Consider the following 23,740-nt stretch of genomic DNA (forward strand, 5'->3'; position numbering starts at 1 on the left):
AATTTCTAAAACCTTCTATTGAAAAAGGAGAATGTTTATGAAAAAATCTAGTATTATAGTGTTCTTACTAACGTATGGATTGTTTTATGTTTCTAGTATTTTATTTCCTATTGATCGCATGTGGTATGCTGCGCTAGAAAAGCCGTCTTGGACACCTTCTGGTATGACAATCGGAATAGTTTGGGCTGTATTATATGGACTGATTGCATTATCAGTTGCAATTATTTACAACAAATATGGATGTAAGCCAAAAATATTTTGGTTTGTATTCCTTTTAAATTATATGTTCAATCAAGCGTTCAGTTATTTTCAATTCAGTCAAAAAAATTTATTTTTAGCAACAGTAGATTGTTTACTAGTCGCTATTACGACGTTACTTCTCATAGTAGTTTCTTCCAAATTATCTAAAGTATCGACATGGTTGTTAATTCCATATTTTTTATGGGCTACATTTGCTACATATTTATCTTGGACCATTTATAGTATAAATTAAAGACGTAAATAAAAACTTGAGCACAATAAAAATGCTCGAGTTTTTATGTGTATGAATGATAATCTAAAATATAGAATATATACATCTTAGGGAGGTCATCTTTGTGAAGAAATGGATAAAAATTATTCTGTACTCTTTACTAGGTATTTTAATTATAGGAAGTATTACGTTTTTGACTTGGTCTCAGTTTACTTATAAACCAACGACAGAGGCTTTGTCGTTAGTAGATGATAAAAAAGATGGAGAGAATATAGTTTTTGGACAGAAAGATGCTAAGGTAGGGATTATTTTTTACCAAGGAGCTAAAGTAGAAGCTGAGGCTTATAGTTACTTAGGGGAAGCTCTTGCAAAAGATGGTCACTTTGTAGTAATGCCTAAGTTGCCATTAAATTTAGCGATACTTGGAATTAATGCAGTAGACAGTGTAATGGAACAGTATCCTAAAGTTCAAAAATGGTATGTTGCAGGGCATTCAATGGGGGGAGCTATGATTTCTAAGTATGCCTTCCAACATGAAGACAAGGTAGACGGAATCATTTTCTTAGGCTCTTATCCTGCAGATGACTTCTCTACGAAATCGATTCCGATGTTATCAATTTATGGGGAAGTAGATGCTTTAGCAACTGTAGAAAAAATAGAAAACAATAAAAAGTTAATGTCAAAAAATACAACTATGCACATGATAAAAGGCGGAAACCATGCTCATTTTGGCATGTATGGTGAGCAAAAAGGTGATAATGCAAGCTTAATTACGCCAAAAGCACAGCAAGATGAAACGGTGAAAGTAATTGAACAATGGTTATTAAAACAATGATAACGAATTTAATAAAGTGATCTAAAGAATTCTACTTCCTCAAGATATCCTAATGGTAAGTTGGAGAGGTAATCAAGAGCCAGCTCATAAGAGTAGGCTCTTTTATTTAATTTCTACCTCTAATTGCTTTCTTATTTTCTCCGGAATATCCTTTTCAGAAATAACGTCGTAAGAATACACATACTTTCCTTTCACATGAATTTTTAAGTAAGTTTTTTTATAAAATCATTAGGGGTGCTAGTTTCTACTGTATATTCTTTCTCATTCCTTGATTCATCAACACCTTTTAGGGCGTACATAGCTCGTCCTTTATGATGATAATCTGGAACGTCATATCCCTTCGCAATGGCGTATACATTTTTTTCTTCAGCAATCGGATTAAATCTATCCAAATCCCCTCGTAATATGAAAGGTAGTAAGTATATAGGTAGGCCTATTCCTAGTATGCAAAGTACAAATTTCTTCATGACCATTTCTCCTCTTGTTCATTTACATAATTCAGTATAGAAAAAAATTCTTATAAATATAGAGGGAAATCCCTTAAGGTTTTCTTAATAAAGTTTAACCGTGTGAAAAAAGATTAACTTGAGTATTAAGCCTACGGAATGAATAGCCAAATAACCTGTTTTCTTTATTTTTTGATGGTAGGTTATTTGGTTTTATATTAGTATGGGTGAATTAAGAAATAAGTGAGATTTAGGAACTAGAATAAATGTATCTTACAGTAATAGGAGAATTATCTAAATAAATTATAGTGAGAACAATTAAAGAAGGCATCTATCGGGGTGCTTTTTTCTTTTGGAATAGAGAACCCCATGGGTCAGTTACATGTAATGCAGCGCTGTGCTTCTATGTCATTGGAAAATCCAATGATAAAAAAAGAGGCTTGTCTTCCAAATAAATTGTTATTTATAACACTGTTATCAAAGCAAAGTGCTCGTGACATTTCTTTGATATTCAAAAACATTAATAACCTATTACATAAAGTTTTTTGAAAATTTAGGTTTAACATCTTTAAAATAGGTGTATTACATATTACATAACAACTAAATAAAAAAATAAAAAATCTAAAGGAGGAAAAATACAATGCATAAGAATGAAAGAAAACCGGTGGTTCATGAATATGAAAATGAACAGGAAGTAGTTATGAAAGTAAAAGAGCTAGAATTGCAAGGGATTCGCCAAGATGACATTTATGTCTTAACACATGAAAAACATCTAACAAAAAAGATTGCGGATGATACAAACACAAATACGATTGGAGTAAAAGAACAAGGATTGGGCACAAGTATTATCAACTTTTTCTCCAAAAAAGGGGACGAACTCCGAAATCAAATGGAGGAAATGGGGTTGTCGAAGGAGGAAGCTAACTTATATGAAGAAAAATTAGATCAAGGGAGAATTTTACTTCTAGTAACAGATGAAACACCAACGGCGAGTGATAGACAGTTGCAAAACTATCATTCTCTCTAATAGATTGCAACATCCGATAAATAGGTAAGGTAATACTAACTTGCTATTTTAAGAAAAAATTGAAATAGGCTACATTTTAGGTTGTAGCATGGAAGAAAATAAAAGTAGAGAAGGGTGAGAAAAATGAAACATACAATATTTAAATATGCTGTGATTGGGATTACGACCGGAGTGATGGTTTCCCTATTAAAAAAAGAAAATCGGAAAGCTATACAAACAACAGGAAAAAGCGTAAAAGACAAACTACAAGAAGGAAACATAAAGGAAACATTAGAGAAGGTAACTGAGACAAGTAAACAATTCTCTGTAACTGCAGCTAATGTTGCAAAACAAACATTACCACAACTGCTTACAGCCACACCAGTTGTCATTTCTACTATTAAAGACTTAACAGAAAACGAAAATAATAAAAAGAAAAAAGATGAAAAGGATTACGAAATCAATCAAAATAGTAAGGACATAGACGAGGGAAAAATGAAAAATGAAAAGCAATATATGAAAGAAGGGAAAGAAGAGAGTGCCTAGAGTGAATTCTAAAAAGAGAAAGTGAGGAAAAAAGTATGAAATCTCTGTATGCAATTGATGTAGGAATTGGTTTTACTAAGCGGGCATATCGACAGGATGTAGATTCTGAGGTGACGATTAAGAGTGAAGCTTCCACACTAGCCCGTGTACCTAATCATGCTGAAAGCGAAGATTTAACAAAGGTAAGTTTTATAGACTTAGACTTTGCATACTACATGGGAAATGAAGCACATCAATCTGACGCTTCATTTCTTCCTCCATTTGACGAAGAAATAGAAAATTATTATGAAAGCGAACAGTTTAAACAACAAATATTTGGTTGCATTGCAAAGGATTATAAAGAAAATGTCGTGTTACCTTTAGTTGTTACCGGGCTTCCCGTTACTTGTTTTGGTAGTCAGCATGAGCAATTACAACGTGCACTAAAAAAAGAAACTTCTGTGCAAATTGATGGGAAATTTATTAATATTACGGTGGAAAATGCTTTGATTCTTCAGCAACCGGTCGCTTTACATGCCTATTTCTTAAAAGAGGGAATCATTCAGGAACAAGATCGTATCTTAATTATTGATGGTGGATTTCGTACATTAGAAATGACAGATATGAAACAGAATGTCATTTTAAATCATTATGAGACGGAACTAGGATGTAGCAAGCCTTTGAAAAATATTAAGAATATCCTGCAGAACCATGTGGGTGAAAGTGATCACTTGCATATTAACGACATGCCAAAAATCTTAGAAAAAGGATATGGAGGGCGAGAAGAAAATCCTCAGACAAGTCAGGTTGATACTTTGATTCAAAAAGAGTTAGATACACACTTCCAAGACGTTATGCGTGTATTACAAGAACAATTTAAGTTAGACCAGTATGACACTATTATTTGGACAGGAGGAATAGTAGATATCCACAAAAAACGAATTGAAAAAATGCAAGGTGAAATTTCTTCTTTCCGTATGGTAGACGCTTCGAAAGAGGCTGCACTTCATGGATACTATATGATTGGAAGTCAAGTATTTGACGACATCACCAATCAATCTGCAAATGAATCCAAATTATAATAACGACCGAAATGGAGTTCGTTGAATAGACGTGCCAAATTATGTGGCTTCTTTTCCACATATAAATAAGAAAAGATAAAAAGTACTTGTATAGAGGAAATGTTTAAAATTGAGAATAAAAATAACTAATATATAGGGGGTCTTCCTTGTAACAGAAGAAGACCTCCTGTGCCATTTAGTTTTTGTAATTTAGAGGATCTAAAAACTTTTCCTCTAAGACATGAATACCTACATACAAATTTCATATTACGGATATTATTCGATCAAACATAAAACTATTCAGAAAGGAAGAATAATATGGAATGCATAAAAATGCCGAAATGGAATTGGTATCATGTGAAAACTAGTGAGCTTGAAAAACTTTCTTCTATAATCCCTCGTGATGTAACATCTTATTTCTCTCAATTTGTAAAGAAGATAAGTTCTCCTTGTGAAAATGGATTATATGTTTATACGTTATCACCAAGTCAAACTTGCGTATATGGTTCGTTTTTATATGATCAAAATAAAAAAGACGCCAAAATTCAAAAATTTCTTCATTATTTCGTAGCTCATGGAATACTGATAACGGTCCAAGAAAAAGAGGAAGAGGATTTTCAAGAATTAATACATAATTTCCCTATGGATATAAAAAATTGTAATAGTTCCGCTGAAGGACTATGTGCTATCTTATCAATATTTATATCTCACTATTTACGAAAGGTTGACTATTTTGAAAACAATTTCAGAAATGTGTTATGGGATTTTTATCATCATAATAACATAGCAGTTTTAGAAAGAATTTATCATATTCGTCATGAATTATTTATGAACACACATGTGTTTCGCTTAATACAAGAAGTGTTACAAGGCTTGGAGGAAGCTTGGTTAGAAAACCTAACAAACACCCTTTGTTATAAACAAACACACGTAAAATTAGAGCGTGGATTACAACTTGTTAAAGAATACCAAGAAGAATTAGACACGATGATTCATTTACAAGAAGTTGTTTCTTCTCATCGTGGGAATGAAATTATGAAAGCTCTTACTGTATTAACGGCTGTGAGTACGCCTTTGACAGCTTTAGGAGCATTGTGGGGGATGAATTTTAAATACATGCCTGAACTAGAATGGAAATATAGCTATTTAATCGCTCTCTTATTTATTATTTTCACAACAGGGGGTATGTATTTATATATACGAGTCAAAGGATGGGCAGGTGATTTATTACGAGTAAAGAAAAAGAAATCTTTTTTTAAATCTAATTAGTCCTGTTTTTAAAAATATGATAGATATTAACTAGAAATATGGTTAGTAATATTTATTAATAGGAGTAGTGCCACATATCCACCAAGCTAATATTTTGATGTCCACCAAAACAAAAATTTTATCTCTTCACAGATAGTTGTCTATGAGAATTGAGTTCATTATTTTGTTTTTAGATATTTGCTTTTCTTAGCTTGATGGCAATGTGGTTCTACCTCTTATAAATGTTACAAAAATCTTTCAAATCGCTCTAACTTGCACAATGCTTCCCGTTAATATAATACGCTGATTCTGTGAAAACCGTAAATACAACCTCTACTTCTGGAAGTCCAAAATCCATTACATATGTAGTAATGGCCTTGGCAAATCGATCACGAATTTCCTGTCCACGCTCGAACCATTTCACTTCAATAAGAGGAAACGCTTCTATTTCTTCTCCATTGAATACAAACGTAGAACTTGGTAGTTCCAACGTAAAATTATCCGTACCACACTCACAGATCTCTGCGAGCTCTTCTACTAATGGCTTGCTTATGCGTTTTAATTGTTCAGTAGTAATTCCACGAAACACAACATGCGGCATGTGAATCCCTCCGTTAGATAGCTTTATATTTGCTCACATCATAACACAATTTATTTTGCTGTACTAACATCTATTGGTACATTTCAATGACATTCTTAAGAATAATCATATGTTATTGAAGCAATACATGTATTGTAACTATTTAAAATATTTGAGAGCTCGGTAATTGGGTAAATAAAAAAAAGCCTTATCATTCTCCCTGTAAGGAGGCATGAGGGGGAGGCCTCTATTAGGAAAGGGATGGTGCGCTTATATATTTTAAAAAGAAAAGACACCCTAAGATGCCTTCCTCTGACTTGATAACCACTTTAATTTTAATAACATTGGATTCCCATCCGAATACTATTTTACCACGTTAAGTAATGTTGGTCATTGAGAAAGTCAAATACGTAGCGTTCATATATAGTGACCCCTAGGAGTATGAAAAATTTAATACAGTTTTTTTGTTGATCCAACAACAAAAAAGAACTATAAAACCGTGCCAGGATAGGAATGTATAAAAAATGCATAGGTCGATAGAAAAAGAAAGAAGGTTCCCTTGTAAGGGGAAGATTCCTCCTTGTCCTTACTACTGATAATGAGACGTTATGTTAATGTTATACATCAAAACTTCTCATACAACGTTCCCCCCACATGGTACAATTAGGAAAAGGAGGAGGAATTCAAAATGATTTTAGAAGCAGTCATGTTGCAAGTAAAAGACGGTATGGAGACGGAGTATGAATCGGTATTTAAGCAAGCATCTTCAATCATCTCTTCCATGCAAGGATACATAAATCATGAATTACAACGCTGTATGGAGCGGAAAGGAAAATATTTGCTCCTTGTGCAATGGGAAACTTTAGAAGATCACACGATAGGATTTCGACAATCTGAACAATATCAAGAGTGGAAAGCATTATTGCATCACTTTTATGATCCAGTTCCAACAGTTGAACACTTTGAGCGTGTAGAGTTATCACGGAACTGAACTTGCCCGTCTATTAATACTTGAAAAGTGTCTTCCAATAACGATAATTATGGAAATAAGCTGTTCGTATGGACAGCTTATTTTATTTTTCCGCATAGCGTAGGTTGTTTTGCAAAATGCTGACAGTATCCCATGGAACATAAAAAAGGAACAAAATACTAAACTTTAGAAGTCAAATAAAGAATAATGGGGGTCTCGCCACATGCCCATCAAGCTAATCAAGTAATTTACTAGATATGAAACGATCCTTGGTTCAAAACTAACAATTGATAGAAAAATAGGCATACTAAAGAAGCCTATTAAAATCTGATTTTTTCGCTAGGCAGTTTGTCTATGCTTCACCGTCGTTTTATACACAATCCCTAGAATATCAAAGACGGTCATTTTCTTATACCGATGACATTTACGACCGTTCTTTTTGAGCAATAGATAAAGACGATGCAAAATTTTCAAAAGTTGTTCTGTGCCAATGGCTATCGCTTGAAACAGTAACGGAAAGTAATCTTTAATCATATAAATCGCCTTATATTCACTTAGCTCCTGATTTGTTTTTTCAAGCAGAAACTGTCGCATTTGAAACATCGTAGAAGAACAGAGGAGAATACCGATTAGTTGTCCATATAAATGGCACTCTAGGCGCTCTCTTTTAATGTTTTTACATTCATCAATTTCAAAAAATGACTTCCACGTTTTAAACAAAACTTCAATCTGCCAACGAAGTGAATACAGTGAGTGCACGTAGTTCGTTGGTACTTCTTCTAAAGACGTGTTCGTAATATATACATTCATGCCCATTAAACGTTTACTTTTATCCTTCATGACAATGCCTTTTTTCTTTTCACGTATCGCTTGGTTTTTTAGGCGTGTTTGCGTTTGATCATCGGTTAAACGATGGATAATGACACGTGCTGGAAGTTTTTGATTTTGGCCAATGTATGCCTCAGGGATTTCTATCGTTTCACCAGGGATTAGATCAGACATCATTTGTGTCATATCAAGCTGGAAGTATTCTGTCTGCTTTTTTAACGTACCATTGTTAAAGTATTCGGGTTCAGGGTTCTTGGTATAAATGCGTGTATTCAGCTTCAACCGAGAGATATAGTAAGCCTCTTTATCATGAAGGGTTTGTAAGTCTCCTAAATCGAAGTAACCAAGGTCACGTAAACACAAATCGCCTGCTTCTACGGTTTCAAGGCAGATGGTACCATATGTTTTATCATTATTCTTTCCTGGCCCAAGCTGCAAGTTAAGAAATTGACCACTAAGTAAATCGTATTCTAATTGGATTTTCACGCCTGCCTTATTACTACTCCCACCTGAACCTTGATAGTCAGTAGCGAATTGATCAGGTAGTTGAAACACTGTTGCATCTAGAATACGGATACGATTGAAAGTAGAGATTATATGTGCAGAAAGTGAGTGATTTGAACAGAGTTTTTGTGTGAGAAGAGAAGTAAAAACTTCTCGAAGAAATGCGACAGCTGTTGGATTAAAGCGTTGATTCAGTCCTTCTGGACTTATGAGTGTAGCTGTATTTGCATAAAGCTGACTACATAATCGAGTAAGAGAATCGCTTGCTACGTGTTGACTAATCCAAATACATAAAGCAGCGAACTCTCGTGCGCCATACTTACTTTTACGTTTTACGAAACCCTTCTCCTGTGCGAGCTGTTGAAGGGCACTTGGAGATAGATATCGCTGTAGTTCTTCAGCGAATAAATGAAACTCATCTTGAATCGATAGAGTCATACAAAACGCCATCCTTTCTGTATTTTTCTACAAAAAGAATAGCGTTTTTTTGATTATATGGATACAAATTTACCTTAGATTGATAGTGATGTATGGTAACCCTAATTAGACCAACGATTTCTCCTTGGCTGAGTTTCGCTCCCGACGTTTCCTATGGAAACGTAGAAAAACAAATGATTAAACAATTTATATTTTGTCTTTTTGTGGCTTTGTAAAATAGATTGATCATTTATAACAAAGTTTGATGAAATTACTAATTCAAATAAGACTTGTCTTTAAATAAGGGAGCTATTTTTAATTATTCGTAATCTAAAATAATCAAATTTTATTTTACAGTAACAATAAAACAAAATTATTGACCGCTCGGTACAAAAAAGAGTATTCTATTAATGTTATCTTTAAAATGAGAGGAGGATACGATTGAATAAACGCGGCAGACCCCGAGAGTTTGATTATTCCTCAATTGTAGATGTTGCAATGAAAACATTTTGGTTAAGAGGATATGAGGGGTGTTCTACACAAGATTTATGCAGTGATACAGGACTTGGAAAAGGAAGTTTATACAATACTTTCGGTAGTAAACATGAACTGTATAAACAAGTATTAGAACGCTACCATGAAATTGGGATTAGGGAACAAAGGAAATTGTTAAATACTCCAATTCCAGTTAAAGAACGATTAAGTAATTTTTTTGAATGGGCATTGAAAGAAGACTTTGAGAATATTGATCAAAAAGGATGTTTATTGATTAATGCCAGTATAGAACGTGCTAAAAACAATTTAATGGTACAAGAAATTTTCTCGAAGCATGTTGAACTTCTTAAACAAGCTATTGAAACAGTGATGGAGGAAGGATTACAAACAGGTGAAATTTCAAAGAAGCAATCAGCTGAGGAATTAGCTAGTCTGCTTTTAAGCAGTTATTACGGATTCCGTGTTCTTAATGTATCGATGCAAAATCGGATGTTGTCTGAACAAGTTATCAAAGGAACAGTGGAGTCTATTTGTGGCGCTTAGTGCGCTCTTTTTTCACACTATTTTTGTACCGATCATTACAATAATAAATAAGGAGTGTTTTTATGCCATCGATTATTTATTTATTAGCTTTAGCAATCTTTTGTATGACTACATCAGAATTTATGGTTGCAGGTATGATGAATGAACTTGCTTTTGCATTCCAGGTTTCTGTATCATCTATTGGGTATTTAATTTCAGCTTATGCAGGAGCAATGGTAATAGGAGGCCCCATTTTAACTGCAATCCTCTTACGAATGCGCAGCAAACAAGCATTATTGTTTTTAATGTTCGTATTTTTAATTGGTCAATCGCTCGGAGCTATTGCTTGGAACTATGATATTATGATGATTTCACGTATTATAACTGGTATTGCTTCAGCTTCATCTTTTGGAGTTGCGATTTCCTTTTCTGCAACATTGGTTCACTCTGATTCAAGGGGAAAAGCTGCATCAATTGTACTTGCAGGTTTAATGTTCGCAACTGTATTAGGTTTACCTATAACAACCGTTATTTCGCAATATTTTGGCTGGCGTATTAGTTTTGGGGCTGTTTCTGTTCTTGTGCTAGTATCAGGGATTATGATTCAATGGTTGTTACCATCATCTTCAAATAAAGAGCAATTGAATTGGAAAGACGAACTTCTGCGATTTAAGAATATTCATCTTTGGGCAGCGTACGTAACAAGTATGTTCATTATTGGTGGTACGTTTGCAGCATTTAGTTATTTCACTCCTATCTTTACAAATATCACAGGCTTTTCAAGTGCAAGTATTCCATATTTACTTGCTCTCTATGGTAGTGCCACGGTAGTTGGGAATATAGTGATTGGCAAGTTTGCTGATAAATATACAATGAAAATACTGGTGAGCGGATTGATTATATTAATAGTAGCATTGTCTTTATTTGCTTTAGGTGCAGAGAATAAATACATTGCGGTTATTTCTACGATTTTTATTGGTTTAACTGGTGTAGCATTGAATCCGGCTATGGTTGCGAGAGTAATGAAAACAGCTAGTAATGGAACAATGATAAATACCGTTCATAGTTCTTTTATTACGCTGGGTATTGTTATTGGTTCCTCACTAGGTGGTCTTGGAATCAGTAAAGGGTATGGTTTTGTATCTCCGCTATGGATTGGAGCTTGTTTAGCTATCCTTGGGGTAATTTCATTATTCCCATATTTACATAAAGGAAAGGCAGATTAAGATGTTTAAAATTTCTTTATATGGGGTCACCATACATACTCATCAACTTAAGAAATTGGTAGTTCCCCAAAACGAAGAAATTTTCGTTCTGGGGATATTATAATATATTAACTTGATGGTCATGGGGTAAAACCTGCAGAACGGAAATGTCCAACATGTAAACATGATTTAGTGATTCGTAATTCAAATAAAACAGGAAATAAGTTCTTTGGTTGTTCTCAATATCCTACATGTACACATACAGAACCAATCAATACGTGAGCTGTGATGAAAATCCAGCTCTTGTGTTATTTTTAGGAATTAACTTAAAAAAATCATACTCTCATCAAAAAATAACTCCTCAGATTTCGATATAACTAGTGTTTAATTAAAAGATAATGGCATAAAGACCTAAATAAAAAAGGAAGTGTTGTAAGCGTAAATAAGCAGTTTAAAGTGAATTAGGGATGTTTTTCAGATATTTTATAAAATATCTGAAAAATAAAAAATAATAACCTTGTAAGGTTATTTTATAAAGATGAGTAAACAGTTGGCTTAACGAAGGTACATGGAGTGTCCCTCCCATTGTGTTAGATAGCAGACAATTTTCAGGATACAAACCACCTTATCATTTAGTAGAAGGTTATACAAGATTAGCTTGGATCCGTTATTATGCTAACCATCCAGATAATTCATCAGGGGTGAAGCTCAGTAATAAGCACTCTGTTTGGTTGATTACATTGAAAAATTAATTAAAACATTGAATTTGCACAGTTACAGGGGAAGAATCTGAAGGGACTTTAGCATATAGCAAATAGGAAGTTTGTTGTCAGTTCAGAATTGATAGATTCCGTGGTAAAGAATTAAAAAGCTCAGACTTACATAGAGCTTTTTAATTCAAATGTAATAATTTCACGTACCGTAATGTTTAGTAAAAAATAAACTACATAATCACTAGTCTACATTTAATTTTTATGCCCAATTAATGAATATTGTACCGTCTGGGATGTTGCAGAATCCTTAAGCTATTAGGGGCACGACACACATTCATCAACTTAAGAATTTTATAACACCCTAAAACAAAAAAAATGTACATTTTCACCTGGAGATGTCAATTTTCTCGTTTTGGGGTATTTGTTTATCTTAACTATTATAGGAATTATTCCTATCTCCTCCACTTCACTACCATAAGTATCATTTTCAAGGTTTTCTAATTCTTTACTGATTTCTAAAATTAATTTTGAACGTTCCAGTTTTATTTCTACAGCGTGTATTCTCCCTTTTAATCAAAATCGTCCCGAATCTCAAACCAATATACCTCTTGTATAATATCAGTCTGATAGAAATAAAAATATGCAAATATACATTTCATTAACTATTTTTGTAATTTATTGCTATAATGAAAAAGCAATTTTTAGAATTTTTTTACATGTTTGTATTGTTTTTATAAAAAGAATATATTGACAAAACGGTTTAGACCGTAAATTTTCTTGGAGGTAAGGTTATGTATACAGAAATTATTAGCAATAAGCTACAATCTTTGAAAGAAAGTGGACAATATCGCGAGTTTGTTACAATTAATCGAATTCGAGGTCAATATCCATTGGCACACTTAAATGGTCAGAAAGATACAGAACCTGTTGTCGTTTGGTGCAGTAATGACTATTTAGGAATGTCACAACACCCAGTGGTTACTGAAGCAATGCACGATGCTATTCGAGCATTCGGTGCGGGTTCAGGTGGATCACGTAATATAGGTGGTACACATTATCATTATGCTGCACTTGAATCATCACTTGCTGAATGGCATGGTAAGGAAGCGGCTTTAGTTTTCCCTACAGGATACGGTTCTAATGATGCGACATTACAATGTTTACTTCGTTTATTTCCAAATTGTATGGTATTCTCTGACGAACGCAATCACGCTTCAATTATTAATGGGATACGTAGTACAAAAGTCGAACGAGCAGTATTCAGACATAATGATGTTGAACACTTGGAAGAATTGCTTGCAGCTCAACCACATGATCGAGCTAAAATTATTGTTTTTGAATCCGTTTACTCAATGGATGGCGATATTTCACCAATTGAAAAAATTATAGATCTTGCTGAACAATATAATGCTTTAACTTTTATTGATGAAGTACACGCAATCGGAATGTATGGCCCCCGCGGTGCAGGAATAGCTGCTGAACTAGGTCTTGTAGATCGTTTAGACTTTATTCAAGGAACGATGGCAAAGGGGATTGGGGTAATAGGAGGATATATTGCAGCCTCATCATTATTAATTGATGCTGTACGTTCATTTGCATCCGGTTTCATTTTTACGACTTCATTACCACCAGCAATTGTCTCAGCTTGTCATGCTAGTGTTGAACACTTAAAATCTTCAGATAGTGAACGAAATGCTCTACATCAAAAGACTAGTATGCTAAGAGAATCGCTGGCTCAAGCAAATATTCCTATCATGGAATCAAGTGAGACACATATTCTTCCTGTACTGATTGGTGATGCTAAAAAATGTAAAGCTGCTGCTCAACGTTTACTTGAACAACATCATGTCTATTTACAACCTATTAACTCACCAACTGTTGCTGTGGGTACGGAACGTTTCCGAGTTAACGTCACACCAAACCATACAGAGGAACAAATCATGCAACTTGCTGATGCACTAACAGAAGTATTTAATTATTTTGATATTCCTTTTGCACAGGTTACTGAGGTAGCATTTGCATGACAGTTTTAATGTACATATTTTGCTTAGTAGTATGGGGTTTGAACTTTATAGTGGTAAAAATCCAAGGTACACCAGTAAGTCTTGAACTATCATTAACTTATCGCTTGGTGGGGGCTGCACTCATGTTTATTGTTCTTGCATGCGTGTTACGTCCAAATGGTAAGCCTTCTCGTGAAGACGCTTTACCTCTCATTACTTTTGGGGTATGCAACTTAGCTATTAGTTATTTGTGTTTATACTATGCTACGATTTGGATTTCTGCTGCATTAGTAACGCTACTGTTTTCGCTGAAAACAGTTTTGACACCAATTGCACTTCGTGTATTTTTAGGTGAGCGGCTTCATTCTCGAATTCTACTAGGTGGAATAGTTGGGATTGCAGGAGTTTCTATATTAGTTTATCCATTACTGACAACTGGATCTTCTAATGCAAGTGATTTAAAAGGAATAGGACTTGCATTGTTAGGAACAGTCCTTACAGCTGTTGGTGATGCGGCTTCTGCCCGAAATGCACGACGTGGTATTAATGCTGTTTATTCAAATAGTGTTGGTTTTATTGTAGCTTCAATACTTTTACTTGCTGTTTGTGTTTTCCAGCAACAAACCTTTACAATACCAACATCCGTTTCTTACCTAGGAGCTTTAGCATTTTTAACTGTATTTGCTTCCTTTGGTGCGTGGATGTTTTACCTTAAGTTAGTAGAGCGAATTGGTGCATCAGTAAGTAGTTACATGGTTGCACTTTTCCCTGCAATTGGAGGCGTTGCTTCTGTTGCAATTGGAGAATCATCACCCACGCTCTACTTATTATTTGGCTGTTTATTTAGTTGTGCTGGAGCCGCAATCGCACTAGGATTCCGTTTACCATATAGAAACCGAATTACCATGAAAAATGAAAGCCCAGGGAATTAAAAATTCCTGTGGGCTTTATTCATAGTAAAGTCTAACTATACTTTACACATATTTGAAGGAAACATTTTATAACTGTAGTTCACATAATGTATGTTTTCTTAACTTTTTAAACAGAATTTCACGAATTATTAAGTGGGATGCACATTAATTGATTCTTCTACTATGAACATATGTTAAACATCTCAATAATTCTTGTTTTATTTAATAATATTTCAAAAAATAAATCTAATAGTCTATAACTTTCATCAACAATGTTAAGGGGAACCAACTATTATGAACTATAGATCTGTATTTGATATCATCGATCCTATTACAATTGGAACATCCAATACTTTTGGGGCAGACACCGTAAAAATAGGATACATTATCCGGCAGCTATTTTCACAAGAACCAGAAAGAATTGATATTTCTTTATATGGAGGATTTAAAACGACGAATTATCATTTTGGTGCAGATGTAGCAATTATCGGTGGAATTTTAGGTTTCAAAATAAATGATTCACTAATTATTAATGCACTTACAATTGCAAAAGAACGAGGAATTACAATTAATTGTATAGAAGAGATTGCAAAACCAGTACATTCTCATACAGCAAAAATTTGCTTATATAAAGGTAAGGATAAAATTGAAATGATTGCTTGCTCTCTCAGAGGGGGAAGAGTAAAAATCATTGAAGTTAATGGTTTTGAACTAAAATTACGTGAGGAAAACCCTGCTCTTCTTATTATGAATAATAATCACTTTAGCACGATTTCTTCTGTAATCGCTATTTTATCAAGCTGTAAAATCAATATTAATAAAGTAAGAATTTCACGAAAAGAAACCGAGAAATTATCTATATTAATAATTGAAACTGAGAAACCATTAGTTCCAGAATTAATTGGGAAAATAAAAAAATTATCAGGAATTCATCAAGCATTAATTTTAGATTAAAATCTCCCATTTACCTGGGACAATCATAAAATTATCTCTATCTATATTTCAATCATGTGAACGGATAAATACTATAAATCAGAATACCTTAAACATATTAGATGGAATTCCAATACGTTTAAGATAGTTATTAAATCGAGAAAGGACACTCAATTGAGTGTCCTTTTTAACAAGATTCAGGTTCATATAAGGGGCCACCATATCAAAAAAAGAAAATTGTACGTTTAGACACAATTTGGACACATTTCAGCCGGTTCCCTGTACGTTAAAGAACCGGCTACTTACTTTACTGCTTTTTTATATGATTTTTCTCTCATAATGGTCTTAGATTATTAAAATTTGTTTTTTCATTTGACTTCCAAACATAATCACCTGTCAATGTGGCGTGCCACCAATATTTTAACGAAAATATACGCTAAACAAATTAGAAAAATATATAACTGGAACTTATAAGTCTATTTAAATAACAAATTTAATTAATGGAGGAATAAAGAATGAAGATTGCTGTATCGGAATGGAAAGCATTGAAAAAAGAAACAAAGTTAAAGTTATTACGTTATGCCATGCTGGAAAGCAAGTATAAGTATGCAAAATAAAAGCTCTTCATTTGCAAAAAGCAAACAAAGAGCAGAAGTCATGAGTGACCGTCGAGGAAAGAAATTGGCAGATTTCTTTCCTCTATATTTTAACATATTAAAAGTTGTAGAGAAAAGGGGCATGTAGAATGGAAGAAGGGCGTATTTCCTTTCAGCAAAGGTTTAAAGAAATTCTGGTTATGATCGTTAGTTTTTGGATCATTATGCTTCTCGTGTATGGAGAAAGCCTGTTACAATAGTAAAGAATAACTTGGGTACGGGGTAGCACCAACAAAACGCGAATTTCGTACGCTAAGCAAAATTTTATAAAGAAAAAGCCGATTTCCTGTACTCTAAGAGATAATCGGCTTCTTACTACTAAGTTATCTGTAATGGTCGTAGAGAGTCTAATGGTGCAATTTCCTTTTTACTAAATCGGTATTCTCCTAGGAAGTTAATGTGTTCCCATCCTAATGGAGAAATGTGTTTTAATAGTTCTTCATCAAATTTTTCTTTTTTCTTCAAAACGTTTATTGCTTCACTTAAATAAACAGTATTCCACACACTAATTGCATTAATTAAGAGGTTTAGTGCACTACTTCTTTGAAGTTGATCTTGTAGCGCTCTTTCTCGTAATTCACCATGTTTTCCAAAGAAAATAGCTCGAGCAAGTGCATTCATAGCTTCTCCTTTATTCAATCCTCGTTGAATACGTCTACGCATTGGTTTATCTGAAAGATAATCTAAGATGAAAATTGTTTTCTCAATTCTTCCTATTTCTCTTAGTGCCTTCGCCACTTTATTTTGACGGGTATAAGACCCTAATTTCCCCATAATCAATGCACCCGATACTTTACCTTCTCGGATAGAATGAGCTAGCCGTAAAACGTCATCATAATTATCGCAAATTAACTTCATATTAATTTGTCCCCGTATTAAGGATTCTATATTTGAGAATTCTTTAGGTGATCCAATCGTATATAATTTAGAAGTAGCTAAATCACGTAACCTAGGCGCAAAGCGAAAACCTAATAAATGAGCCAATCCAAAGACTTGATCTGTATAGCCCGCTGTATCTGTGTAATGCTCTTCAATAACCAAATCAGATTCATGATGCAATAATCCATCGATAACATGTACAGCATCTCTAGCATTTGTATTAATTACCTTTGTGTAAAAAGAAGAAAATTGATCACTTACAAATCGATAAATGGTCGCTCCTTTTCCTGTTCCATAGTGTGGATTGAAGCTAGCGCTGAGAGAAGATACACCAATTTGAACTCTCATACCATCCGATGATGAAGTAGTCCCATCTCCCCAATAAGAGGATAAAGGGATTTTATGCTGAAAGTTTACAAGTATAGATTGAGCACGTTGCAATGCATCGTCATACATTCGCCATTGGCTAGCATGAGCTAACTGATGATAGGTGATATCTGGAGTTGCATCTGCCATTTTAGTTAGACCAATATTAGTTCCCATCGCCATCATTGCAGCAAGAGATATAATAATTTCATCGCCTTTAGGCGGTTTATTTGTTGATGCGTGAATCAGTTGCTGTTCAAAATTTGTCCAATTCGACACTTCTAGTAATAAATCCGTTAGTTTTATACGTGGTAACATATTGTATAGCTTAGCGCTTAGTTTCTTGGAGTCTTCTGGGACATCTCTTTCTAAGCGATGAATACGCAAACTTCCTTTTTCCAAATCTACGCCTTCTAGAGAATTTACATTTTTAGAAAAGGATTGAATTCGATGCAAAAGGGTTTCAGTACGCTCTTTTATGTATTCTTCTACTTGAATCGGGACCGCTAACCTGGTACCGATATTCTTACTCTTTGTCCATTCTTGCTGTGGAATAAGATATTCATCAAAATCTTTATGTTGTCTACTACCTACAATAGAAATATCCCCTGAACGTACATAATTTCGAAGTTCAGTAAATGCGGCCAATTCGTAAAAATGTCGATTAATACTTCCGTCTTCATCATATACATATCTTTCCCAACGCTTGGAAACAAAGCTTAATGGAGCACCTTCTGGAACTTTTCGTTTTCCAGCTTCATTTAACTCGTGGATAGTATCTAAAGTTAATAAAACGGGATTTGCATACTTAGTAGATTGAAATTCTAATGTTCTGAGTAGTGTTGGCGTATACTTACGTAAATAATTATAACGACTTTCTAATAAATCAAGATAATCATAATTCATAGGACGAGATAACTTTTTTGCTTCCTCTACAGAGGCTACAAATGTATCCCAAGGCATCACCGTTTCTAATAATAAAAATGGATCTAAATTTTCTTGTCTAGCTTTAATTAAAGCTGTTCCTAAATTCGCGTAATGATTGATTTTTTCATTAACTGATTTTCCATTCTGTTTTTGAATTTCTTCTTGCTGTTTTCTTCCTTTTAGTTGAAGATTCATGATTTGTTTATCATGAATTTCAAATGCTTGATCAACCAAGTCTTGCGTTAAATCTATTAAATATGCAATCATGATCGCATATTTTTTGGTACTGTGAAATCGTCGAAACGAGAAGGGTTCATACCTTGCTCCTATTCGAGATAATTGTCGTATACGATTTGGATGTAAACCTTTGGTGTCAAGCTTTAATGTCAATTTTCTTATGTAATCTAAGCGTTCAATTACTTTTAAAAATGCATCAGGAGAAAATTGGCCAGGTATTTCTCTTAGCCACGATAAATAAGTTTTTGAAGTATTAGGCATTGGATGGAGTAGTCTATCTAACTTTTCTTGTTGTGAAGAAGTCAAAGAGGCGGTTAGTACTTTAAAAATCTTTTCTTCTGTGCGCTTACGTACTTCCCATACAGCTCGTTCTATTGTTGGTATTGCAGGTAAAATGATTTTCTCTTTTCGTAGTTCTTGTAATGCAGTTTGAATCAGATACATTGTATTTCCATTTTCTAATGCATATGGTTGTAGAAATTTAGAAATCCTTCGATAATCAAGAATAGTAAAATTACGATATCCATATTCTTTACGTATTTCTTCTAAGTGCTCTCGCCTAGTAGGTTCTCGTTTTGCATATGCTTCATAGACCGTGTGGTCTACACCAATTTGTTTAGCAACAAACTTTAAGAGTCCTTCAGAAATTGCTGGCATATTCGTAACAGTACATCCAGGATATCTTAATATACAGAGCTGAACAGCAAATCCTAAGCGATTGTGATCTCTACGATGTTGATTAATGATTTCAAGGTCCTCTGTAGAAAATGTGTAATGCAGTGCTAACTCATGTTCTGTTTCAACAGAAATACGTAATAGTTCTTCCCTTTGTACAGGCGTTAGAAGTTCTTTTCCTCTCATAACATTTCCTCCATTTATAAAATTAATGAGGTTATTTGTTAATGTATCGATACAATGTTGTTTTGCTTAGACCGGTAGCCTCTGTAATTTGTTTAATGCTATATTCTTTACTTTGATACATTTTAAGAGCCATTTCTACCTTATCTGTATGTTTTTGTGGCCTTCCTCCTTTTTTTCCACGAACTCTAGCCGCGTTTAATCCTGCTTTGGTACGTTCACTAATAATATCTCTTTCTAGTTCTGCAATGCTTGCCATCATTCGAAAAAAGAATTTTCCCATAGCATTAGAGGTATCAATGTTGTCATGAATAGAAATAAAATCTACACCTAGTTCTTTGAATTTTTCACTTAACTCAATTAGGTGTTTTGTAGAGCGAGAAATTCGATCAAGTTTGTAAACAACTATCTTATCGCCTTTACGTAATACCTTTAGCAACTCTTCGAGTTGTGGGCGCTCTTTTTTTATTCCTGTCATTTTCTCCTGATACAGCCTTTCTACACCATATTGTTGCAAAGCATCTATTTGCATATCGAGATTTTGTTCTACTGTGCTGACACGAGCATAACCAAAAATCAAATTGTTTCACTTCCTATCTAAATATATCTATTAAAATAGTACCAAAAACCTTGTTGAATTAAAATAAGGAACTTTGTTTTTGGATATGGGTTTTGGTACTCAATATGGATGAGTTTTTAACGCTTTTGTTAAAAATCAATCAAGTACCATAAACGGTCGTTTATAGGACTCCTTTCTCTTAAACTTTAAAAATCAAATATCATAGTAATAAAAAAGGACTTAGGGATAATTACTTAATTTGTCCTTACGAGAAATATCATTGTCAATAGAAATAAAAAATTTATATAAATATATATAAAGAAATGATAAGGTTAGTACTGATATAGGGTATATATCTTAAACAGTAGAATAGGAGGTAAATTTGTGAAAGTAATTAAGAAATTATTTTTAAGTTTTATGACATGTATTTTATTATTCAGTACATTAGGAACAACTTTTGCAGAACAAAATAGTCAAGGGAATTCATTATCTTTTATTGACGTACCTAAAACGCACTGGGCCTATAAAGAAATGATGTATATGGCTGAGAATAAGATTATAACAGGCTACGGAAATGGGTATTTCGGTGCTGCGGATCCTATTACTCGCGAACATCTCGCCGCTTTCTTGTATCGGTATTTAAAACCACAAGATAATGCCAATAATCCCTTTGTTGATATTGGTGACAGCAATTTCAACAAAGAAATTTTGGCTCTTACAGCACGTGGTATTTTTAGCGTAAATGCCGAGAAAAAATTCAATCCGAAAAATAATATGACACGTGCTGAAATGGCAACGGTGCTTGTAAAAGCATTTAATTTAAAGCCGCAAGGAAATTTTGAATTTACGGATATGAAAGGTCACTGGGCTAACGAATATGTCAAAATATTAGCCGGTAACAACATAACAAGTGGTACAGGTGACGGCAATTTTAATCCAAATGGAATTGTCACAAGAGAGCAATTTTCTATGTTCTTATACCGTACGATAATGAAAGTAACAGATATGAAAAATAATGAATCGGTCGTAACTTATAAAGAGTACGTCATACAACGGCCAACTTTGTTATATAGTGAGCCTTCTTATTTGAAACAAGCAAACGATGACATCAATCCCCGTACTGTCACGGTAACAGAAGAAAAAGGGAATGGATGGAAGAAAATAAAAACGCAAAACGGAGAAAAATGGGTCGCACCAGAAGGACAAAAATATAATTTACAAGCCAATGTAAAAATGTATCTTAAGCCTTCAATAGAGGAAAAGAGCACGGGAGTATTGGGTGCGCAAATGGTAACGCTACTGGATGAACAACCAAATGGTTGGAAAAAGATTCTTACAGATGCTGGTACGCGCTGGATTGCGCCAGAAGGTATAAATTATAAGGTAGAAAACGAACAAATCTTGTATTCATCACCAGATTATAAAAGCAATGCGGTAGGTAGTATTGTCCCGCAAACCTTAAGAGTCGTTGATGTTCAAGATAACGGTTGGCTGAAAATTAAAACCTATATGGGTGATACGTGGATAGCTCCAAAAGGTGTTGCATACGATCTAAAACAAAATGTAGCACTATATAAAGGACCGTCCTTTCTAACGGAAAAAGAAATGTATGGTTTAATGCCACAAACCGTAATGGTACTAGAAGATAGGTCTGATGGATGGAAACGAATCAAAACAGCCTATGGGGATCGCTGGATTGTTCCAGATGGCGTACCTTATCAAATTACGAAACCTACAGAATTGTTTACGACATATTACTTTCACGAAGCTGCAGATTCACTTTCTTCAGAAAAAGTTATAGTTATTGGTGAACAACCAGGCGGTTGGTATCAAATTAAAAGTTCAAAAGGTATTCATTGGATAGCCCCAAATGGCATACAGCATAGAGCTAAAGATGACATAAAATATCAAGCGTCGGAAGACTTTTTTAGCCCTACTATTGGTACAATTCCAAAAGGAAGTCTTGTAACTCTAGTCGGGAACGATAAAGTGTTATGGAACGGTCAAAATGTATATGCATTTTATATCAATGCTTCACTAGAACCACTTAAAGAAACAAGTTATTTCTATGAAAAACAACCCAAAATTTACGCTTCATTATCCCAAATAAAGAATGTAGTTACAAATGGACATGATGACGCTATTAGTAAGCAAGAATGGGATGATATAACGAAGTGGCTATCTGAACCTCCAAAGCAAATTGAGTTTGATTTCACCAATGATATTGATTATACAGAATTCAATAAGCTTATGGGAGAAGCCGATAAACATTTAAAGTCTAGTAATGCAATATTTGACAAGGTATTTATTGAAATCAATGACGCAATACGTCTTGCAAATGAAGGCATGCAGCAAATGAATGAAGGACTTAATGGAACGAATTCAGCGAATAAAGGCATGATTGAAGCTATTAATTCAGCTAATGAAGGCATGCAACAAATGATTGAAGGACTTAATGGAACGAATTCAGCGAATAAAGGCATGATTGAAGCTATTAATTCAGCTAATGAAGGCATGCAACAAATGATTGAAGGACTTAATGGAACGAATTCAGCTATGAAAGGCATGAATGAAGCAATCAAGTCAGCTAACGAAGGCATGCAACAAATGATTCAAGGCGTTAACCAAGCGAATTCAGCTGTAAATGGTATGAACGATGCAATTGATCAGTCCAATGCTGCTATCCAGCAAATGAACAATGGAATACAGAAAATGTTAAATGCAACAAATAAAATACAACAAGGGTTAGAAAAGGCAATTAGTGGTGTGGATGTATCTGTTGACAAGGTTAATAGTATAATTGATGCACCGACCAAAGCACCGCAATCAGATTTAAAAACGCTTCATTTGGATTTTGATTTCTCTAACATCGTACCTACAAGTTCACCAGAGGAAAAATTACGTCAACAACAGCGTGATGAAGCAATGTATAATATACTTGCTGGGATGCCGTTTACAGGTAACTTCGTCTCCCTTGGTGAATTAATCTCGGGTAAAAATTTAAATAGTGAGGAAGATCTTAAGGCACCTGATTATGCATTAAACATGTTAGCTGTTCTCGGTGGTGGTGAAATTAAAGCTGGTGCAGCCTTTTTTGGTTCTATAAGTAAAGTTACTAAACGCCAAAAACTAACTACCACAAAGGTAGATCTATCATGGCTAGAAAGATTTGGTGATAAATACCAAGCGGTTGAAGTTACTGGAACAGCAAAGGTACTGAAACAAACTAGTATTTTAGATAGACGTGTATATCAGATGAAAGATATTGATTGGAATTATGTATCATCAAACCCGCAAGCGAAAGGTTTATCAAATTTAGAACTGGCGAAAAAAGGGAGAAGTCCTTTTTACAAGGATGATACACAAATTCAACTGCACCATACGACTCAGCGAGAACCAGGAAGCATGGTTGAATTACCGGCTAGTAAACATCGGAAATACTCAAAACAGCTTCATGGCACAATTGAGGATGGAGAGAGTTTTAGAAATGATCCAGTTTTAACAGCTCAGTATGAGAGATTTCGTGATTATTACTGGAAACAAAGAGCACAAGATTATCAAAAATAAAATGAAAGAAGGAGTAA

The 23,740-nt window shown here is 34.2% G+C and carries 19 protein-coding genes and 2 pseudogenes; 14 read left to right on the forward strand and 7 right to left on the reverse strand.

Annotation, left to right across the window (positions count from 1 at the left end):
* Positions 1-37: 37 nt before the first annotated feature.
* Positions 38-493, forward strand: coding sequence for a TspO/MBR family protein (locus QCI46_RS11740; RefSeq protein WP_353840319.1), 456 nt, complete (start codon positions 38-40; stop codon positions 491-493).
* A gap of 103 nt (positions 494-596) precedes the next feature.
* Positions 597-1,307 carry an alpha/beta hydrolase gene (locus QCI46_RS11745; protein WP_353840320.1) on the forward strand — a complete coding sequence of 237 codons (711 nt, stop codon included), beginning with the start codon at positions 597-599 and terminating at the stop codon, positions 1,305-1,307.
* 102 nt (positions 1,308-1,409) lie between these two features.
* Here the strand turns inward: QCI46_RS11745 and QCI46_RS11750 are convergent.
* Together QCI46_RS11750 and QCI46_RS11755 are read right to left on the reverse strand one after the other, a co-directional pair.
* Positions 1,410-1,774: pseudogene (locus QCI46_RS11750) on the reverse strand (YxeA family protein).
* A 353-nt stretch (positions 1,775-2,127) separates the two neighbouring features.
* A complete protein-coding gene (locus QCI46_RS11755; protein ID WP_087984519.1) occupies positions 2,128-2,274 on the reverse strand; it encodes an acyl dehydratase in 147 nt (48 codons plus the stop codon).
* 119 nt (positions 2,275-2,393) lie between these two features.
* Between QCI46_RS11755 and QCI46_RS11760 the strand changes: the two genes are divergently transcribed.
* The 4 genes from QCI46_RS11760 (at position 2,394) to QCI46_RS11775 (ending at position 5,614) form a co-directional block, all read left to right on the forward strand.
* Positions 2,394-2,780, forward strand: a complete 387-nt coding sequence (locus QCI46_RS11760) for a YflT domain-containing protein (RefSeq protein ID WP_327960847.1) — start codon at positions 2,394-2,396, stop codon at positions 2,778-2,780.
* A gap of 123 nt (positions 2,781-2,903) precedes the next feature.
* Positions 2,904-3,305, forward strand: coding sequence for a peptidase U61 (locus tag QCI46_RS11765; protein ID WP_353840321.1), 402 nt, complete (start codon positions 2,904-2,906; stop codon positions 3,303-3,305).
* Positions 3,306-3,340: 35 nt separating this feature from the next.
* Entirely contained in the window at positions 3,341-4,366 is a 1,026-nt protein-coding gene (locus QCI46_RS11770) for a ParM/StbA family protein (protein ID WP_353840322.1), read from the forward strand.
* Between the two features lie 297 nt (positions 4,367-4,663).
* Entirely contained in the window at positions 4,664-5,614 is a 951-nt protein-coding gene (locus QCI46_RS11775; protein ID WP_327961382.1) for a magnesium transporter CorA family protein, read from the forward strand.
* A 247-nt stretch (positions 5,615-5,861) separates the two neighbouring features.
* Here QCI46_RS11775 and QCI46_RS11780 read toward each other — a convergent pair whose 3' ends face one another.
* Positions 5,862-6,194 (reverse strand): DUF1904 family protein, encoded by a 333-nt coding sequence (locus QCI46_RS11780; RefSeq protein ID WP_001120967.1) that lies wholly within the window; start codon positions 6,192-6,194, stop codon positions 5,862-5,864.
* Positions 6,195-6,861: 667 nt separating this feature from the next.
* Here QCI46_RS11780 and QCI46_RS11785 point away from each other — a divergent pair.
* Positions 6,862-7,164, forward strand: a complete 303-nt coding sequence (locus tag QCI46_RS11785) for an antibiotic biosynthesis monooxygenase family protein (protein WP_000599696.1) — start codon at positions 6,862-6,864, stop codon at positions 7,162-7,164.
* A 318-nt stretch (positions 7,165-7,482) separates the two neighbouring features.
* On the opposite strand, the gene QCI46_RS11790 is transcribed toward QCI46_RS11785, so the two are convergent.
* Positions 7,483-8,913, reverse strand: a complete 1,431-nt coding sequence (locus QCI46_RS11790; protein ID WP_353840323.1) for an IS4 family transposase — start codon at positions 8,911-8,913, stop codon at positions 7,483-7,485.
* Positions 8,914-9,333: 420 nt separating this feature from the next.
* Here QCI46_RS11790 and QCI46_RS11795 point away from each other — a divergent pair, with 420 nt between their 5' ends.
* The 3 genes and pseudogenes from QCI46_RS11795 to QCI46_RS11805 all read left to right on the forward strand — a co-directional run.
* Positions 9,334-9,930: a TetR/AcrR family transcriptional regulator gene (locus QCI46_RS11795; protein ID WP_075312795.1), complete on the forward strand. Its 597-nt coding sequence runs from the start codon at positions 9,334-9,336 to the stop codon at positions 9,928-9,930.
* A 62-nt stretch (positions 9,931-9,992) separates the two neighbouring features.
* Complete coding sequence (locus tag QCI46_RS11800) at positions 9,993-11,135, forward strand: MFS transporter (RefSeq protein WP_353840324.1); 1,143 nt, start codon at positions 9,993-9,995, stop codon at positions 11,133-11,135.
* A gap of 123 nt (positions 11,136-11,258) precedes the next feature.
* A pseudogene (locus QCI46_RS11805) lies at positions 11,259-11,396 on the forward strand (topoisomerase DNA-binding C4 zinc finger domain-containing protein); the annotation flags it as partial.
* Positions 11,397-12,178: 782 nt separating this feature from the next.
* Here QCI46_RS11805 and QCI46_RS29885 read toward each other — a convergent pair.
* Complete coding sequence (locus QCI46_RS29885) at positions 12,179-12,388, reverse strand: Imm44 family immunity protein (protein WP_116868015.1); 210 nt, start codon at positions 12,386-12,388, stop codon at positions 12,179-12,181.
* Between the two features lie 230 nt (positions 12,389-12,618).
* On the opposite strand from QCI46_RS29885, the gene hemA reads away from it, so the two are divergent.
* The 3 genes from hemA (at position 12,619) to sdaAB (ending at position 15,695) form a co-directional block, all read left to right on the forward strand.
* Complete coding sequence (hemA, locus tag QCI46_RS11815; protein WP_061530224.1) at positions 12,619-13,851, forward strand: 5-aminolevulinate synthase; 1,233 nt, start codon at positions 12,619-12,621, stop codon at positions 13,849-13,851.
* The gene (locus tag QCI46_RS11820; protein WP_075312801.1) at positions 13,848-14,762 is read left to right on the forward strand and encodes a DMT family transporter; all 915 of its coding nucleotides are present in this window, start codon (positions 13,848-13,850) and stop codon (positions 14,760-14,762) included. Before hemA ends, QCI46_RS11820 begins: the two co-directional genes overlap by 4 nt.
* Positions 14,763-15,035: 273 nt before the next feature.
* Positions 15,036-15,695 carry an L-serine ammonia-lyase, iron-sulfur-dependent subunit beta gene (sdaAB, locus tag QCI46_RS11825; RefSeq protein ID WP_075312803.1) on the forward strand — a complete coding sequence of 220 codons (660 nt, stop codon included), beginning with the start codon at positions 15,036-15,038 and terminating at the stop codon, positions 15,693-15,695.
* Positions 15,696-16,648: 953 nt separating this feature from the next.
* Here sdaAB and QCI46_RS11830 read toward each other — a convergent pair.
* Both QCI46_RS11830 and QCI46_RS11835 read right to left on the reverse strand, forming a co-directional pair.
* Positions 16,649-19,600 (reverse strand): Tn3 family transposase, encoded by a 2,952-nt coding sequence (locus QCI46_RS11830; RefSeq protein ID WP_353840325.1) that lies wholly within the window; start codon positions 19,598-19,600, stop codon positions 16,649-16,651.
* Between the two features lie 31 nt (positions 19,601-19,631).
* A complete protein-coding gene (locus QCI46_RS11835; protein ID WP_353840326.1) occupies positions 19,632-20,177 on the reverse strand; it encodes a recombinase family protein in 546 nt (181 codons plus the stop codon).
* Positions 20,178-20,540: 363 nt separating this feature from the next.
* Here QCI46_RS11835 and QCI46_RS11840 point away from each other — a divergent pair, with 363 nt between their 5' ends.
* Positions 20,541-23,723, forward strand: coding sequence for an S-layer homology domain-containing protein (locus QCI46_RS11840; RefSeq protein WP_353840327.1), 3,183 nt, complete (start codon positions 20,541-20,543; stop codon positions 23,721-23,723).
* Positions 23,724-23,740 lie beyond the last annotated feature (17 nt).

It is taken from the genome of Bacillus cereus group sp. RP32, assembly GCF_040459735.1.
In the GTDB taxonomy this organism is placed as follows: domain Bacteria; phylum Bacillota; class Bacilli; order Bacillales; family Bacillaceae_G; genus Bacillus_A; species Bacillus_A wiedmannii.

Coding starts and splice junctions, on each gene's coding strand:
- QCI46_RS11755 (WP_087984519.1), bottom strand. CDS start 2,274: ATGTTTTTGAATATCAAAGAAATGTCACGAGCACTTTGCTTTGATAAC.
- QCI46_RS11775 (WP_327961382.1), top strand. CDS start 4,664: ATGGAATGCATAAAAATGCCGAAATGGAATTGGTATCATGTGAAAACT.
- QCI46_RS11830 (WP_353840325.1), bottom strand. CDS start 19,600: ATGAGAGGAAAAGAACTTCTAACGCCTGTACAAAGGGAAGAACTATTA.
- QCI46_RS11740 (WP_353840319.1), top strand. CDS start 38: ATGAAAAAATCTAGTATTATAGTGTTCTTACTAACGTATGGATTGTTT.
- QCI46_RS11780 (WP_001120967.1), bottom strand. CDS start 6,194: ATGCCGCATGTTGTGTTTCGTGGAATTACTACTGAACAATTAAAACGC.
- hemA (WP_061530224.1), top strand. CDS start 12,619: ATGTATACAGAAATTATTAGCAATAAGCTACAATCTTTGAAAGAAAGT.
- QCI46_RS11785 (WP_000599696.1), top strand. CDS start 6,862: ATGATTTTAGAAGCAGTCATGTTGCAAGTAAAAGACGGTATGGAGACG.
- QCI46_RS11820 (WP_075312801.1), top strand. CDS start 13,848: ATGACAGTTTTAATGTACATATTTTGCTTAGTAGTATGGGGTTTGAAC.
- QCI46_RS11770 (WP_353840322.1), top strand. CDS start 3,341: ATGAAATCTCTGTATGCAATTGATGTAGGAATTGGTTTTACTAAGCGG.
- QCI46_RS11760 (WP_327960847.1), top strand. CDS start 2,394: ATGCATAAGAATGAAAGAAAACCGGTGGTTCATGAATATGAAAATGAA.
- QCI46_RS11765 (WP_353840321.1), top strand. CDS start 2,904: ATGAAACATACAATATTTAAATATGCTGTGATTGGGATTACGACCGGA.
- QCI46_RS11800 (WP_353840324.1), top strand. CDS start 9,993: ATGCCATCGATTATTTATTTATTAGCTTTAGCAATCTTTTGTATGACT.
- sdaAB (WP_075312803.1), top strand. CDS start 15,036: ATGAACTATAGATCTGTATTTGATATCATCGATCCTATTACAATTGGA.
- QCI46_RS11790 (WP_353840323.1), bottom strand. CDS start 8,913: ATGACTCTATCGATTCAAGATGAGTTTCATTTATTCGCTGAAGAACTA.